Annotated in this window: 12 protein-coding genes and 1 tRNA gene; 6 read left to right on the forward strand and 7 right to left on the reverse strand. The window is 61.7% G+C overall.

The window, feature by feature from the left end; all coding sequences use genetic code 11:
• Window positions 1-2: 2 nt before the first annotated feature.
• From IVB45_RS22915 to IVB45_RS22925, 3 genes are read right to left on the reverse strand one after another with little or no spacing between them, the layout of a single operon-like run.
• Window positions 3-3,122 carry an efflux RND transporter permease subunit gene (locus IVB45_RS22915; protein ID WP_247362003.1) on the reverse strand — a complete coding sequence of 1,040 codons (3,120 nt, stop codon included), beginning with the start codon at window positions 3,120-3,122 and terminating at the stop codon, window positions 3-5.
• 9 nt (window positions 3,123-3,131) lie between these two features.
• Window positions 3,132-4,853: an HlyD family efflux transporter periplasmic adaptor subunit gene (locus IVB45_RS22920; protein ID WP_247362005.1), complete on the reverse strand. Its 1,722-nt coding sequence runs from the start codon at window positions 4,851-4,853 to the stop codon at window positions 3,132-3,134.
• Between the two features lie 52 nt (window positions 4,854-4,905).
• Window positions 4,906-5,340, reverse strand: a complete 435-nt coding sequence (locus tag IVB45_RS22925; protein ID WP_247362007.1) for a hypothetical protein — start codon at window positions 5,338-5,340, stop codon at window positions 4,906-4,908.
• Between the two features lie 54 nt (window positions 5,341-5,394).
• On the opposite strand from IVB45_RS22925, the gene IVB45_RS22930 reads away from it, so the two are divergent.
• Together IVB45_RS22930 and IVB45_RS22935 are read left to right on the forward strand one after the other, a co-directional pair.
• Window positions 5,395-5,604 carry an ABC transporter permease gene (locus IVB45_RS22930; protein ID WP_247362776.1) on the forward strand — a complete coding sequence of 70 codons (210 nt, stop codon included), beginning with the start codon at window positions 5,395-5,397 and terminating at the stop codon, window positions 5,602-5,604.
• A gap of 599 nt (window positions 5,605-6,203) precedes the next feature.
• Window positions 6,204-6,347, forward strand: a complete 144-nt coding sequence (locus IVB45_RS22935; RefSeq protein ID WP_247362009.1) for a hypothetical protein — start codon at window positions 6,204-6,206, stop codon at window positions 6,345-6,347.
• A gap of 744 nt (window positions 6,348-7,091) precedes the next feature.
• Here the strand turns inward: IVB45_RS22935 and IVB45_RS22940 are convergent.
• Entirely contained in the window at window positions 7,092-7,286 is a 195-nt protein-coding gene (locus IVB45_RS22940) for a helix-turn-helix domain-containing protein (RefSeq protein ID WP_247362011.1), read from the reverse strand.
• A gap of 372 nt (window positions 7,287-7,658) precedes the next feature.
• Here IVB45_RS22940 and IVB45_RS22945 point away from each other — a divergent pair, with 372 nt between their 5' ends.
• Entirely contained in the window at window positions 7,659-8,018 is a 360-nt protein-coding gene (locus IVB45_RS22945; RefSeq protein WP_247362013.1) for a hypothetical protein, read from the forward strand.
• Window positions 8,019-8,064: 46 nt separating this feature from the next.
• The gene (locus IVB45_RS22950) at window positions 8,065-9,285 is read left to right on the forward strand and encodes a site-specific integrase (RefSeq protein ID WP_247362014.1); all 1,221 of its coding nucleotides are present in this window, start codon (window positions 8,065-8,067) and stop codon (window positions 9,283-9,285) included.
• Between the two features lie 74 nt (window positions 9,286-9,359).
• Here the strand turns inward: IVB45_RS22950 and IVB45_RS22955 are convergent.
• Window positions 9,360-9,435: transfer RNA gene (locus IVB45_RS22955), tRNA-Trp, on the reverse strand.
• A 162-nt stretch (window positions 9,436-9,597) separates the two neighbouring features.
• On the opposite strand from IVB45_RS22955, the gene IVB45_RS22960 reads away from it, so the two are divergent.
• Window positions 9,598-10,848, forward strand: coding sequence for a serine hydrolase domain-containing protein (locus tag IVB45_RS22960; protein ID WP_247362016.1), 1,251 nt, complete (start codon window positions 9,598-9,600; stop codon window positions 10,846-10,848).
• A gap of 166 nt (window positions 10,849-11,014) precedes the next feature.
• On the opposite strand, the gene IVB45_RS22965 is transcribed toward IVB45_RS22960, so the two are convergent.
• On the reverse strand, window positions 11,015-11,782 hold the full coding sequence (locus IVB45_RS22965) for an SDR family oxidoreductase (protein ID WP_247362018.1): 768 nt from the start codon (window positions 11,780-11,782) through the stop codon (window positions 11,015-11,017).
• Between the two features lie 67 nt (window positions 11,783-11,849).
• Window positions 11,850-12,548, reverse strand: a complete 699-nt coding sequence (locus IVB45_RS22970; RefSeq protein ID WP_247287052.1) for a histidine phosphatase family protein — start codon at window positions 12,546-12,548, stop codon at window positions 11,850-11,852.
• A 133-nt stretch (window positions 12,549-12,681) separates the two neighbouring features.
• On the opposite strand from IVB45_RS22970, the gene IVB45_RS22975 reads away from it, so the two are divergent.
• Complete coding sequence (locus IVB45_RS22975) at window positions 12,682-13,467, forward strand: SDR family oxidoreductase (protein WP_247362021.1); 786 nt, start codon at window positions 12,682-12,684, stop codon at window positions 13,465-13,467.
• The last annotated feature ends 9 nt before the right edge of the window (window positions 13,468-13,476 follow it).

Here is a 13,476-nt window from a genome sequence, read left to right on the forward strand (position 1 = left end):
GATCAATAGGCTTCCGCGGGGGTGAACGTTGCGCCGTGTCCGGCGGCCAGCCGCTCAAGCGGCTGCTTGCCGAACATCAGAAACAGGATCGGGGTCACGACGGTATCGAGGATCGTGGCGCTGAGCAGACCGCCGAAGATCGTCACGGCCACGGGGTGCAGGATTTCCCGGCCCGGCTCGTCGGCCCCGATCAAGAGCGGGGTGAGCGCCAGTCCTGCGCAAAGTGCCGTCATCAGAACCGGGCTAAGGCGCTCCATGCTGCCCCGAACGATCAGTCCGGTCCCGAAACGCTCGCCTTCATGAATGGCGAGATTGATGTAATGGGAGATCTTCAAGATGCCGTTGCGTGCCGAGATGCCGGCAAGCGTGATGAATCCGATCATCGACGCCACCGACAAGGGTTGACCGGCAATTTTCAAAGCGGCCACGCTGCCGATCACGGCGAGCGGGATACCGCCCATGATGATCAGCGCCAGCGCGGTCGACCGATAGCGGCTGTAGAGAACGATGAAGATCATCGCCAAGGACGCCAGCGAGAGAATGCCGATGCGCCAGGACGCCTCCTGCTGCGCCTGAAATGCGCCTTCGAGGTTGGTCGTGTAGCCCTGCGGAAAATCCAGCTCCCGAACGGCCTTCTGAATGTCGGCAGCGATATCCGCGATGTCGCGGCGTCCGTCGCCGTTGCCGTAGACCACGATTCTGCGCTGGGTTCCCTCGCGCTGAATCTGGTTCGGCCCGTCGGTCTCGATGATTTCAGCCAAAGCGCTCAGCGGAACGAACTCCAACCCGGTCGGAATCAGCAGATTTTGCAGCCCCGTGGTCGAGCGGTCCTGCTCCGAAAGGCGCATCACGACGTCGAAACGGCGGTTGCCGTCGACGATCTGGGAGACATTCCGGCCGTTGGACAGTGTATCGAGCGCCTGTGTGATCGCAGCCGGCGTCAGGCCATGGAGTGCGGCACGGGCATGATCAACCTGAACCCGAACCTGGGGAATTAGCACCTGCTTCTCGACCTGGAGATCGACGAGGCCCCGGATCGTCGAAAGGCGCTGGCGCGAGGTTTCGGCAAGGCGCCGCAACATCTCGATATCCTGCCCGTAAATCTTGAGCACGATCTGGGCACGAATACCCGACTGCAAATGATCCAGGCGGTGGCTGATCGGCTGTCCGATTGCAACCGACGCCGGCAACGCGGACAGGGCTTCCCGGATGCTGGCGTAGATGTCCGCCTTCTGGCGTTTGGACGGAACGAGATCGACATCGATCTCGCTGAAGTGCACGCCTTCGGCGTGCTCATCGAGCTCCGCGCGGCCGGTGCGGCGTCCGACCGACTTCACCTCGGGCACCTTTGCAAGCGATTGTTCCGCCAGCAGGCCAAGCCGGTGCGATTCCGCGAGCGAAATGCCCGGATTGTATTGCAGCGAAAGCACGAGCGTCCCTTCGTTGAACGGCGGAAGGAAACTTCGCGGCATCTGGCTTGCGGCATACCCGGCCACCACGATCGCCGCCGCGACGGAGCCCAGCACCAGGCCGCGCCGTCTGAAAGCCCATCCGAGCACCTGCCGATTAGCCTGCTTCAGCCTGGCGACGACAAAACTTTCGCGATCACCCGAATGGGTCCGTCCTGAAAGCAAATAGTAGGACAGCACCGGCGTTACCGTGATCGACGTCAGCAGCGACGCAAGGATCGAGACCACATAAGCCACGCCCAGCGGGGTGAACAGCCGCCCTTCGATTCCCGGAAGTGCGAACAGCGGCACGAAGACGAGAACGATGATCATCGTTGCGTAGACGATGCTGGAACGAACCTCCTGGCTTGCCGCGGAGATCACATCCAGGACGGCACGCGGCGCGCTCAACGCGGCGTTCTCCCGGAGGCGCCGCAGGATGTTTTCAACGTCCACCACCGCATCGTCGACCAATTCACCGATAGCAATGGCAAGGCCGCCCAACGTCATGGTGTTGATCGTGAGACCGAAGGCATGGAACACCAGGACCGTCACCAGGATCGAAATGGGAATGGCGGTCAGCGAAACGAACGCGGCGCGTCCGTTCATCAGGAAGACGACCAGGACCAATGCGACGACGACGGCGGCCTCGGCCAGAACGCGCTCGACATTGCTTATCGAGGTCTCGATGAACGTGGCCTGACGGAATTGCACGTTGGTGACGTTGATCCCCGAACGCATGGTGCGTTGCAGGTCCTTGAGCGTGGTCTCGATATTGCGCGTCAATGCCACGGTATCCGCGGCCGGCTGCTTCATGACGCTGACGATGACCGCCGGCTTGCCGTTATAGCCGGCGTCCCCGCGCTTGGTGCGCGCTGCAAAATCCACGGAAGCGACCTGCTTGAGCAGGAGCGGCTGCTCGTCGCGGCTGGCAACGACGGTGTTGCCGAGGTCCTCGATCCGCCTGGTGAGGCCAACATTGCGGATCAAATATTCGCGGCCATGCTGGTCGACGAAGCCGCCGCCGCTGTTGGTGCCGAACTTTGCTACCGCTTGCTCGATCTGATCGTGGGTGATGCCAAGCGCCTGCATCGTCGCGATATTCGGCGTCACCCGGTATTGGCGGACCTCGCCGCCGATGGGTATCACCTGGGCGACGCCGGGAATCGCGAGGAGCTGCGGCCTGACGACGAAATCCGCGATCTCGCGCACTTCCATCGGGGAAGCCCTGCCGTCGCTGGTCAGGGCAATCAGCATGATCTCGCCCATGATCGACGTCACCGGACCCATCTGGGGGTTGACCGAAGAGGGCAATTGCTCGCGGATCAGCGCCAGCCGTTCCGAGACAAACTGCCGGGCGCGATAGACGTCGACGCCCCAGTCGAATTCGACATAAACGACCGACAGACCAACGCCCGACACCGAGCGCACCCTGATCACGCCGGGCATGCCATTCATCGACGTCTCGATCGGAAACGTCACGAGTTGTTCGACTTCCTGGGGTGCCAGCCCCTCCGCCTCGGTCAGGACGTTGACGGTCGGCCGGTTGATGTCCGGCAAGACGTCAACGGAAACCGTCGGCAGGACGAACAGGCCGTAGCCGACGAGCACGGCGGCAACCGCCAGCACGAACAGGCGATTGCGCAGACTTGCCTGGACAATGAGCTTGAACATGGGCCGGCCCTACCGGATCTGGTTGATGAGGTCGGTACCGCGAACGACGATGCGTTCGCCCTCATTGATACCGGCCGCCACGATCACGCGCGTCGCATCGACCGGCAGCACGCGAACCGGTCTCGGCTCGAAGCGTTCGGGCTCCTGGTGCAGCCAGACAATATTCTCGCCGCTGCCGCTGCGAACGATCGCATTGCGTGGAAAGATCAGACCGGCCACCGGTGCGCCGCTCTGGACCATCACGTTGAGCGGCTGACCGATGTTGAGACCTGTCGAAGGCTCCGGCATGGCAAACTGAACGACGGATGCATGCTGTCGCAATGCTCGGCTCGTTCCCACAAACGAGAGCGCGATCGGCTCGCCATTCGGCGCCATCGCCGTCGCAGCTTCAGGTTCCTTCAAACCCAAATCGTCATAGGCCAACGCTTCGACCCACAGGCTATTGGGATCGGCGATCTGGAACAGGACGTCCTGCGGCTGAATGACCTGGCCCGGCATGACCTTGGCCGACGTGATGACGCCATCCGTCGATGCGCGCAATTCCTCGAAGCCCGTGCGGGAATTTCGCACGGTTTCGCGGCGCGCCCGCAGGCCCTCCAATTCGCTTTCGAGGTCGTTGACCTGCCCTTGCGGCACAGCGCCCCGCTCGGCAAGCGGCCGCAGACGCCGCAGCTTGTTTTCGGTGATCGCCGTCAACTGTTCGATCTCGCCGACCTTCTCGAGGATAGTGGTGCGGTCCGCAATCGGCAGATGCGGCTCGATTTGGATCAACAGATCGCCCTTGCTAACGGTTTGTCCGATCCGGGGTATGCCGCCGTTGCCCGGAACAACGCGCCCGCCATAGACGCTTTGCACGATGCTGCTGCGGTTGGGGTCGGCGATCACGCGGCCGATCAGCGTGATGGCGGGACGAATGGTCTGCGGCTCGGCGGCGGCGGTCCGCACATCAAGCAGCCGCTGCGTCGGTTTGGCCGCGAAGACCGTGCCGTCTTGCAGGCGTCGCGGGGCATCGCTTAGGGCCGGGACATCCGGCGGATTGGCCTGCCTCGCGTTGGTTCGGCCTTCGCCGAACGCGATGGCGGCCAGGATGACAAATGCGCCTGCCATCGTCGCCGAGACGGTAGCGGCCATGCTGCGACCACGTCGCCTCCAATAGCCGAAGAGAAGGCCAAACCCCACAGCAGCAAGTGCGGAGGCCACCACGACGGTTCGGCTCGATAACAGCCAGCCCTGCTCTTGCTTCTGCTCTGGGGGCGGCAGATTGCCGGCACGCGTAGGCACCAGCGAGTCCACCAGCAGATCGTTTCCCTTCTTGCCGCTGATCGAGAATATGACTTCCACCGATTCCGCCGGCGTGCCAATCGGAACGGCCGCCGCGTAAGTGCCCTCATCGGTCTTGGCGGCCTCGATCGGGGCGGAATCGCCGATCGTGACCTCCAAGGCTGCATCCGACACCGGTTCGTTCGTGACGGGATCGTCGATGAAGACGGAAAGCTTGCCGTCTTTCAGGATGCCCACGATCTCGTAGAGTTCGGACCGCGCCGTAACCCTTGGATAGACTGACGACACAACGGCCGCCTTTTCGGCGTCGCCATGATCGTGCCCTTCATGCGCAAGGGCGTCCGACAGGCCAAAGAACAGACTTGCCAGCCAACCGAGACTGGCCAGCCCAAGACGGGCCAGGCCAGTTGTTGCGAGCCACCCTTTCGGGCAGCGCTGATTCATCAACATGGAAAATTCCTTCAGACATGCGAAAGGTCGGCGGCCAAAGGGGCCGCCGGAATTACGCGATGCTGAAGGTACTTGGCGGTCGGGTGAGTTCGTCTGGCCTTACGCCGACAACGACCGGCGCAACCGGCAGTTCAACCGGGATCAGCAACCCAAAGGGGCTGAGCAGGGTTATTAATTGCGGTGACGCAATCGATGTGCCGAATATGCTCCAAGCCAGGCTTGGAGCACCTTCGTCGTCATCGTGATCCGGCCCGTCATGAACGTGGCCTTCGGCGCCATCGCCCCCATGGGAGTGCACGTGACCTGCCAACTGGTCGTGGAAATGCAGGGAACCGCTCAACGTGACGGAAGGCGCCGGCATGGCACCAACGGTCGCCTTCGCCTCCGAGATCGAAATCAGAGTGGCTTGAAGCAAAAACGCCGATATCGCCACGAACATGGCTGTTCTGGCGAGCTGACGAAGGGGTTGGACAAAGCCGTGCTGCACGGCACAGACCTAGTTGATCCCGACCACGATTTCAAGGATGCGATCATGAACAGCATGGCGGCGATCGGCCTCGTTTTCTTGCCGGGGATGACTGGCGAGATCCTCGCGGGCATCGAGGCCGTCGATGCAGTGAAACGAACTACTGATCGCGCTCCTGATCGCCAGAGGGACGGTGCTGGGAATCCCTGCTGCGGTCTAGGGAGGGGCTCGCCTACTCTCCGAGCCTTGCGCCAGCGAAGCCGCGTAGAGCAGATATCTTGTTAGCCGGTAGGTTAATGGTGCTCTGAGATCAAATCAGCTCTGCGCGGCCTTCTAGCCTGTTGGGAATGCCTTGGAGCCCGACCTTTTCTAATTTCCGCGACGGCGCGGACGGGGCCGTGCCGTCTGTCATCGAAGGATCAAGACGGTGTCCGCCTGATTTCTGGCGGACATAACGTCGGTAAAGCCGTAGACGCCAGCGCAAGTTCATGTTGGCGAATGCCAAGAACCTAACCGCCGCGGTTACCCCTCCCGGAGATATCGATAGTAGTGTGGTTTTCCCGACCGATGCATGTGGTTGGGGATTCCCCACCATGGATTCGAGGATTTCGGGTGTGTTTATCCGTACCGAAAGTCGAGCTTTTCCCACACTGGACGCGCGATTTTCTGGCTTTTGCATGTCGAGCTGACCGAGCGCAAATCGTTGCTTGCTCAATCGACACGAAACGTCGCCACTCATTGGTGCCCGCGTAGCCACCTTTTCCATCTCTGAACGTGAGGCGGAACCTATTGGGCTTTCGGAATTCAGCGTTTCCAGCCCTCCCCCTTTCGGTCAACTCAATGAAGCCAAGCGCTTCCGCTTCCCGAATTGCAGGTGCAATGGCTTGACGATCAATCCCGTACTCTACGAAATCCTCGTAGGTAACAGGGAGACGACCGTTATCTTTACCACCGTGGTGCGCAAGCTCAACTTCGATGCGGCTGATCACTCGGTGGGCGGACAGGCTGAGAACTCGATAGGCGTATGACTCTAGCATCTCTATGGTTCGAGCTGCCCACTGCCCCTGAATGGAATTCTTGCGCCTGGTCATTACGCGCCTGATCTTTCCGGCTTCTGAAGCAACGTCCTTTGAAGAGCATGCTTCAGCTCATTCACCTCACGGTCGATGATGCCGCCTGCAACCCCCCTCCGTTGCAGTACCTCAGCCTGAATCTTTAGTTGGCGCTCAAACAGCCTCTCAGCGGCCGCAGGCTTCATTGCTGATGCGTGCCGTGCCAAGCGATCAATCATGACTTTGCGCCGCACCAATGGAAACGGAATCACAGTGCAATCACTCAAGGCACTCATCTCCAATTCGCGGCCTTCGGTGCGCCAACCTCGTCGGCAAGTAACGTAGTGCCGGAAGCTGCCTCGCCATTGCTCGGACTACTATAGTCGGCCCCCGCCCTCGTCAGCGGCGAAGACGTCGACAGCGAGGTCAGATGTCTTTGTGATGTCGGCGTGCTGACGACCTTGGCAATGCGATCAGGAAGAGCGACCAGCTCCTGCATTGCGCTGGTGTTCACCGAACCCGCATGACGACGCGTACAGCGAAGCAGGGCTTCGGACGTTCGACAGTACGAGCGACCGCGCCAATCATCCTTGCGCGACCTAGTTGGTGAACCGCGGCACTGTAAAATCCACTGGATTTGATCCGGGCACTCGATTACGCGCCAATTTTCGTTGAGAACGGCAACGACGCGATCGTAGTCGTCCGCTGTTTCCCGCCCGCTCATTTGGCGCCAACTCGCGCGAGCATCTGGTCGAACGCAGCCTTCGGGACACGGATCAACTTCCCAATGCGGATCGTGGGAATATCCCCGCGCTTTGCAGCCTCGTAACTGGCGTTACGCCCCAATCCGAGCAAGGCGCCCGCCTCCGGCACCTCGTAAACCAATCTTTTGTCATCGTTCGATCCGTTTTCCATTGAGGGCTCCAAAGTAGTGTAGGTATACACCATTTGACACGCTTCAAGCCGGTCCGCAAGCGAATAGTGGTGGACACCACCTTTAATTCGAGATAGTATCAAGCAGTCATGTTCAGTTTGAAATCATACATACCGACGCTCGCGCAGTATCTGAGCCTTTCCCCGGATGCGCTTTACGAACGACAAAGAGCACTCATTCGTTCAGGGCTTCTTGTTGCGGTCCAAGGACGGGGACCGGGGAGCGGCGTGAAAGTCTCAGTACCGGCGGTGGCTCTCCTCATATTGTCCGTCCTAGCGACTGACAGTTTGGCCGAGATCGACTCCGTCGTTCGGCAGCTGGGAAGGGCGCGGTCTGACAGGAAATCCTGCCCCTTGACCGGCTCGATTGAGTTTGGCCAGGCTCTAGAAATAATTCTCGCTCAAACGAGCACTGCCAGGAGACTTGCGAGCATCAAGGTAGTTCGCCCCGCTCAGGAGGCCAGACTGGTTTTTGATTCTTCGAACCGGAAAAAAATCGGATTAAGTGACTTCGGTGAGGCGGGTGAGACCCGCAACTTTCAGATGAGGATTGAGGCTGAACTTCCTGGCTTTGCCGTGTGGTGCATCGCGGATGATCTAAACGAAATAGCCGACGGCAAGCCCATAAGCGCTATCGAGCAACGCATGGCGCAGATGCGAGCTGATCCCGGAGACCGGTGGTTACGTTTTTTCAGAGGTGAGCGGCGCAGCTAACGGAAACGGCTACTTGGCCCATAACGCAATATGCTTGGAGAAGAATGTGAAAGATCAGCCGAGATCCAGACGCCCATTTGGGGAGGGTGGCATCGATCAGCGCGGCGCCAATGTTTTCAGGCTCCGATGGCGGGCGAACGGAAAACGGTTCACGAAAGTATTCCATGGAACCAAGGCCGCAGCCCAAAAGGAAATAAGGGCGCTCGTCACCGCAGTCGATACCGGGGAACACGTTGACCCTAGCAAGATCACGGTTGCGCAATGGATCGATCAGTGGATCGCCGCCGGCGCGCCAGGGCGGAAAAAAACGAAGGTCGGTCAGCGCACCCTGGAACGTTACGAGGAACTGTTGCGCGTCCACGTCAAGCCCAAGCTCGGCCAAAAGGTACTGCAGAAACTCAAGGCCACCGACATCGACGAGCTCTATGGTGAGCTCGAGACGAAGCTGGCGCCGATGACGGTCAATCACGTTCACCGCTGCTTCAACTCTTCCTTATCGACGGCCGAGCGGAAGGGCATGATCACGAGCAATCCGATGAATCGGATCGAGCAGCTGCCGTCTGCGGGAGAGAGCGATCACGGTCTTGCTTTGGACGAGACGGACCTGAAGACCCTGGTAACCGGCTTCAGGCCATCGGCCGCATTGTATACGCCTGTCGCCGTCACTGCTTCAACCGGAGTCCGCCGCAACGAACTACTGGCCTTCCGCTGGACCGACTTTAACTGCGAGGCAAAGACCCTCAGAGTGGAACGCGCGCTGGAGGTCACCAAGAAGTTCGGCGTGCGATGCAAGCCGCCTAAGACTTGGCGAGGCAAGCGAACGATCGCCCTGGACGACGGCGTCCTCGCCCTGCTGGTCGCCGAGCGGGAGAAACACCAGCGGATCGTTGCTGGGATCCCCGACGGCGCGGACGTGGACCTGAGCCTCGTCAGGCTTCCTGAGGACGCCCTGATCTTTCCGGCGATGCCGCCGGCTGGTCAGGATTTCGACTTCGCCCGCCCGCGCGACCCCAGCGGCTTCTCGAAGCACTTCCGCCGGGCTGCTGACGCCTTGGGGTTCGTCGGCTTCGAATTTCATCATCTCCGGGGCACCCACGCGACCCTGCTCTTGGACAAGGGCGTACCGGTGCACACGGTGGCCGAGCGCATCGGCGACGACCCCGCGGTCTTATTGAGGAACTACGCGAAGCGGAAGCGGAAGCAGACCGCCGACACGTCAGTCGCCACTGTGATCAATACGCTATCCGCCGGGATTTTCGGGTCCTGAGCCGGTTGGGTCCAGCTTAGGTCCACGTTCAAGGTCTGTTCGGGGGGCTTAGGCCGTTAACCCATTGAATTATGTGGCAGGAGTGGCAGGGCTCGAACCTGCGACCCCCGGTTTTGGAGACCGGTGCTCTACCAATTGAGCTACACTCCTACGGACCCTGCGTTGCCGCCCGGATCAGGCCGCTTTGAAGCACAGGGGGCGGCCGGATTGCAAGGCCGGATTGCAAGGGTGAAGCGCGCTGGCTTCGCTTGTTTGTGCCGCGCCTTATGGGCCACAGTCCGCTCCGAACAACAATAAGCACCGGGAGTGCCAATGACTGCCCAAGCCTTTGCGACTGCCCAAGCGTCCGCGACAGCCCCTCGCCCCTCGACCGCGCCGAAGACCCCGCCTCTGCCGGAATCCCGCCCCGAGACGCTCGGGCTGTCGCGCCCGCGCCTCCAGGCCATGTCGGACGCCTTCAAGCGCGAGATCGACAAGGGAACCGTGCCCGGCGTCACCGTGCTGGTGGCACGGCACGGTCAGGTCGGCTGGTTCGAGGCGCTCGGCAGACAGAGCCCGACAGGCGCAGCGCCGATGGCGCATGATTCGATCTTCCGTATCTTCTCGATGACCAAGCCGATCGTGTCGGTCGGCATCATGACGCTGGTCGAGGACGGCCACCTGCTCCTTGCCGACCCCGTCGCGAAATTCATCCCGGAGTTCGCCAACCAAAAGGTCGGCGTGGTCAGCGGCGGCAAGCTGGAACTGGTTCCGCCGATGCGCCCGATGACGGTGCAGGACCTGCTCCGCCACACCTCCGGCCTGACCTACGAGCACCAGGGCGACGGCCCCGTGCACAAAATCTACCAGGACTCGCGGGTGCGCAGCCGCAAGATCACCAATGCCGAGCACGCCGCCTTGGTGGCGAGCTTCCCCCTGGTCTGCCATCCCGGCGACGAGTTCAACTACAGCCGCTCCACCGACATCCTCGGTCGCATCATCGAGGTTGTCAGCGGCAAGTCGCTCGGCGCGTACCTCGCTGAGCGCATTCTTACGCCCTTGCAGATGGCCGAGACCGGCTTTGCGACAGCGGAGGCCAATGCCGGCCGGCTCGCCGAGCCGTTCGCAGCCGATCCCTGGACCGGCGACAAGGTCGCGCTGTTCAACATGCTCGAGCAGCCAATCATGGAGTCCGGCGGCGGCGGCCTCGTCTCGACCACCATGGACTATGCCCGTTTCGCGCTGATGCTGCGCAATGGCGGCACGCTCGACGGCAACAGGATCATCGGCCGCAAGACGCTGGAGCTGATGGCCTCCGATCATCTCGGACCTCACGTCGTGACCAACGGCACTCTGCTGTCACCCGGCCATGGTTTCGGCCTCGGCTTCGCGGTGCGCCGCGATGCCGGCATCGCGCCCTTCCCCGGCAGCGTCGGCCAGTTTTTCTGGAGCGGCATTGCGGGGACGTTCTTCTGGATCGATCCGAAGGAGGATCTGTTCGTCGTGTTCATGAGCCAGGGCCCGGGACAGCGCGATTTTACGCGAACGCTGGTGCGGGATCTGGTGTACGCGGCGGTGGATTGAGACGGCGCCGCTATGCGCGGCGCTGCATCCACATTTTCGCTGTCATGCCCCGGCTTGACCGGGGCATCCAGTACGCCGCGGCGGATCTCGTGGGAGCGAGCTCTGCAACGAAGGCCGCGGAGTACTGGATCGCCCGCCTTCGCGGGCGATGACACCTACTGGTGCTTCAACTGATTGTCGCGCCGCCGTCGATCACCATGGTCTGGCCGGTCATGAAGTCGCCGGCCTTCGAGCCCAGGAACACCGCGGCGCCCGCGATCTCGTCGGGGATGCCGATGCGCAGCAGCGGCGAACGCGCGGTCGAGGCTTTCAAATTCTCCGGATTGTCCCACAACGCTTTCGCAAAATCGGTCTTGATCAGGCCCGGCGCGATGCAGTTCACGCGGATGTTGTGCGGGCCATATTCGCAGGCCAAATTGCGCGCGAGCTGCATGTCTGCGGCTTTCGAGATCGCGTAGGCGCCGAGGATGGTCGAGCCTTTCAGACCGCCGATCGAGGAGACGATGATGATCGAGCCGTCCTTGCGCTCGATCATCTGCGGCACCACCATCGAGATCAGCCAGTTGTTGGCGACGATGTTGTTGTCCAGGATCTTCCTGAACTGATCGTCGGAGATGCCGGCGAGCGGGCCGTAATACGGGTTCGACGCGGCGTTGCAGACCAGCACGTCGATCTTGCCAAAGGCGCGGTTGCTCTCGTCGATGAGGTTTTGCAGGTTTTCCTTCGACGAGATGTTGGCGGCGATCGCCACCGCGGTACCTTTGCCGAACTTGTCGTTGATGCTCTTGGCGACCTGGTCGCAAACGTCGGCCTTGCGCGAGGAGATCACCACCTTGGCGCCGTGCTCGGCCATGCGCTCGGCGATCGAAAGCCCGATGCCGCGCGTCGAGCCGGTGATGACGGCGACTTTCCCCTTCATGTCGAACAAGGTCATGTTTCTCTCCCAGAGTACGTTTTGATTGCTTGAAGCTTACGCCGCATCCGCGCGACCGGGCAATTGCTCAGGCGAGCTTCTTGACTTCCGGTCCCGCGGGTTGATGCATCGCCGCATGCGCGTCGTCCGCGATCCACGGCTGCTGGTTCACCATCGGCAGCCGCCAGACATCGCGCTCGGGGCTTGCGAAATAGTCGAGCCGCGTCACCGAGCAATTGTCGATATCGAACGCGAGCCCCCGCTCCGGCTGATTGTCGAGCGCCAAGCCCAGCGCCGCCTTGATGGTGCCGCCATGTGCAACCGCGATCACGTCCTGCCCGGCGGCCTCATTGTTGATCCGCTCGATGGTGCGGCGGGCACGGTTGTAGAGATCCATGAAGCTTTCGCCGCCGGGCGCAGGCTCGTTGATATCGGCAAACCAGCTCGAGCCGACGGGACGGCTGGCGATGAACTCGGCGCGGTTCATGCCCTGCCAGCGGCCGAGATTTTGTTCGGCGAGGTCGGCTTCCCATTTCATCGATGCAGGCCTCGGGAAGCCGGCCGCCCAGATCGCTTCGGCGGTCTGATGCGTGCGCATCAGATTGCTCGAATACCAGACCGCCTTGCGTGGCAGCACCTTGGCAACAGCATTGAAGACGTAGGTATCGCTGGTGTCGCAGGCGAGATCAGACTGACCGTAGATGTTGCCGCCGTCATTGCGCACGGGCGCGTGACGGACCCACCACCAGCGTGTCGTGACCACTTTGGGCTTGTCTGCACCTGCCATCGAAACCCTTCCATCCCGTTTGATGTCGCTGTACGTCAGTAGTGAACGTGTCTCAAGACACTTTACCGTTTGAAATCTTGTTTGAAATTCCGTCGCGCGGCAAGCGTCGCGTGCGAACCAAGGGAGAAACCGCATGGGCCGTCTGCAAGGCAAATCCGTCATCATCACCGGTGCCGGCAGCGGCATCGGCCGCGCGGCCGCGCTGCTGTTCACCAGAGAAGGCGCCAAGCTGATCGCGGTCGATCGCACCGAGGCGGTGAAGGAGACGGTCGACGAGGTAAAGAAGGCCGGCGGTATCGCCGAAGCCATGATGGCGGACGCGGGCTCCGAACAGGACGTCATGGCCGTGATCGACAAGGCGGTGAAGACGCACGGCCGCCTCGACGTGATCTGGGCCAATGCCGGCGTCTCCGGCGGACTCGTTCCGCTCGGCGAGCAGACCGTCGAGCAGTGGCAGGAGGTTTTGCGCATCAATCTGATCGGGCCGTTTCTCGCGGTGAAGCATGCGATGCCGCACATGGTGAAGCAGCAGTCCGGCGCGATCGTGCTGACCGCGTCCGTCGCTGGCCTCAAGGCCGGCGCCAGCGGACATCCCTATGCCGCAAGCAAGGCCGGCGTCATCTCCCTGGTGCAGACCACGGCGTATTCGCTCACCGGCACCGGTGTGCGCATCAACGCGGTGTGCCCCGGCCTGATCGAGACCGGCATGACCAAACCGATCTTCGACCGCGCCAAGGAGCGCGGCACCGCCGACAAGATCGGCCAGCTCAATCCACTCAAGCGTCCCGGCCAGCCGCACGAGCTCGCCGCGATGGGACTGTTTCTGGCCAGCGACGAGGCGTCGTATGTCAACGGCCAGGCGTTCCCGGTGGACGGTGGGCTGACGGCGTCGATGCCGTATACGGGGAAACCGGTTTAGCGCAACTGC

This window comes from Bradyrhizobium sp. 4, from assembly GCF_023100905.1.
Taxonomy (GTDB): Bacteria; Pseudomonadota; Alphaproteobacteria; order Rhizobiales; family Xanthobacteraceae; genus Bradyrhizobium.

Bases quoted from the DNA above. Each gene is read 5' to 3' on its own strand.
- IVB45_RS22975 (WP_247362021.1), top strand. From the start codon at position 12,682: ATGGGCCGTCTGCAAGGCAAATCCGTCATCATCACCGGTGCCGGCAGC.
- IVB45_RS22965 (WP_247362018.1), bottom strand. From the start codon at position 11,782: ATGACCTTGTTCGACATGAAGGGGAAAGTCGCCGTCATCACCGGCTCG.
- IVB45_RS22920 (WP_247362005.1), bottom strand. From the start codon at position 4,853: ATGTTGATGAATCAGCGCTGCCCGAAAGGGTGGCTCGCAACAACTGGC.
- IVB45_RS22970 (WP_247287052.1), bottom strand. From the start codon at position 12,548: ATGGCAGGTGCAGACAAGCCCAAAGTGGTCACGACACGCTGGTGGTGG.
- IVB45_RS22930 (WP_247362776.1), top strand. From the start codon at position 5,395: ATGGCGGCGATCGGCCTCGTTTTCTTGCCGGGGATGACTGGCGAGATC.
- IVB45_RS22960 (WP_247362016.1), top strand. From the start codon at position 9,598: ATGACTGCCCAAGCCTTTGCGACTGCCCAAGCGTCCGCGACAGCCCCT.
- IVB45_RS22915 (WP_247362003.1), bottom strand. From the start codon at position 3,122: ATGTTCAAGCTCATTGTCCAGGCAAGTCTGCGCAATCGCCTGTTCGTG.
- IVB45_RS22940 (WP_247362011.1), bottom strand. From the start codon at position 7,286: ATGGAAAACGGATCGAACGATGACAAAAGATTGGTTTACGAGGTGCCG.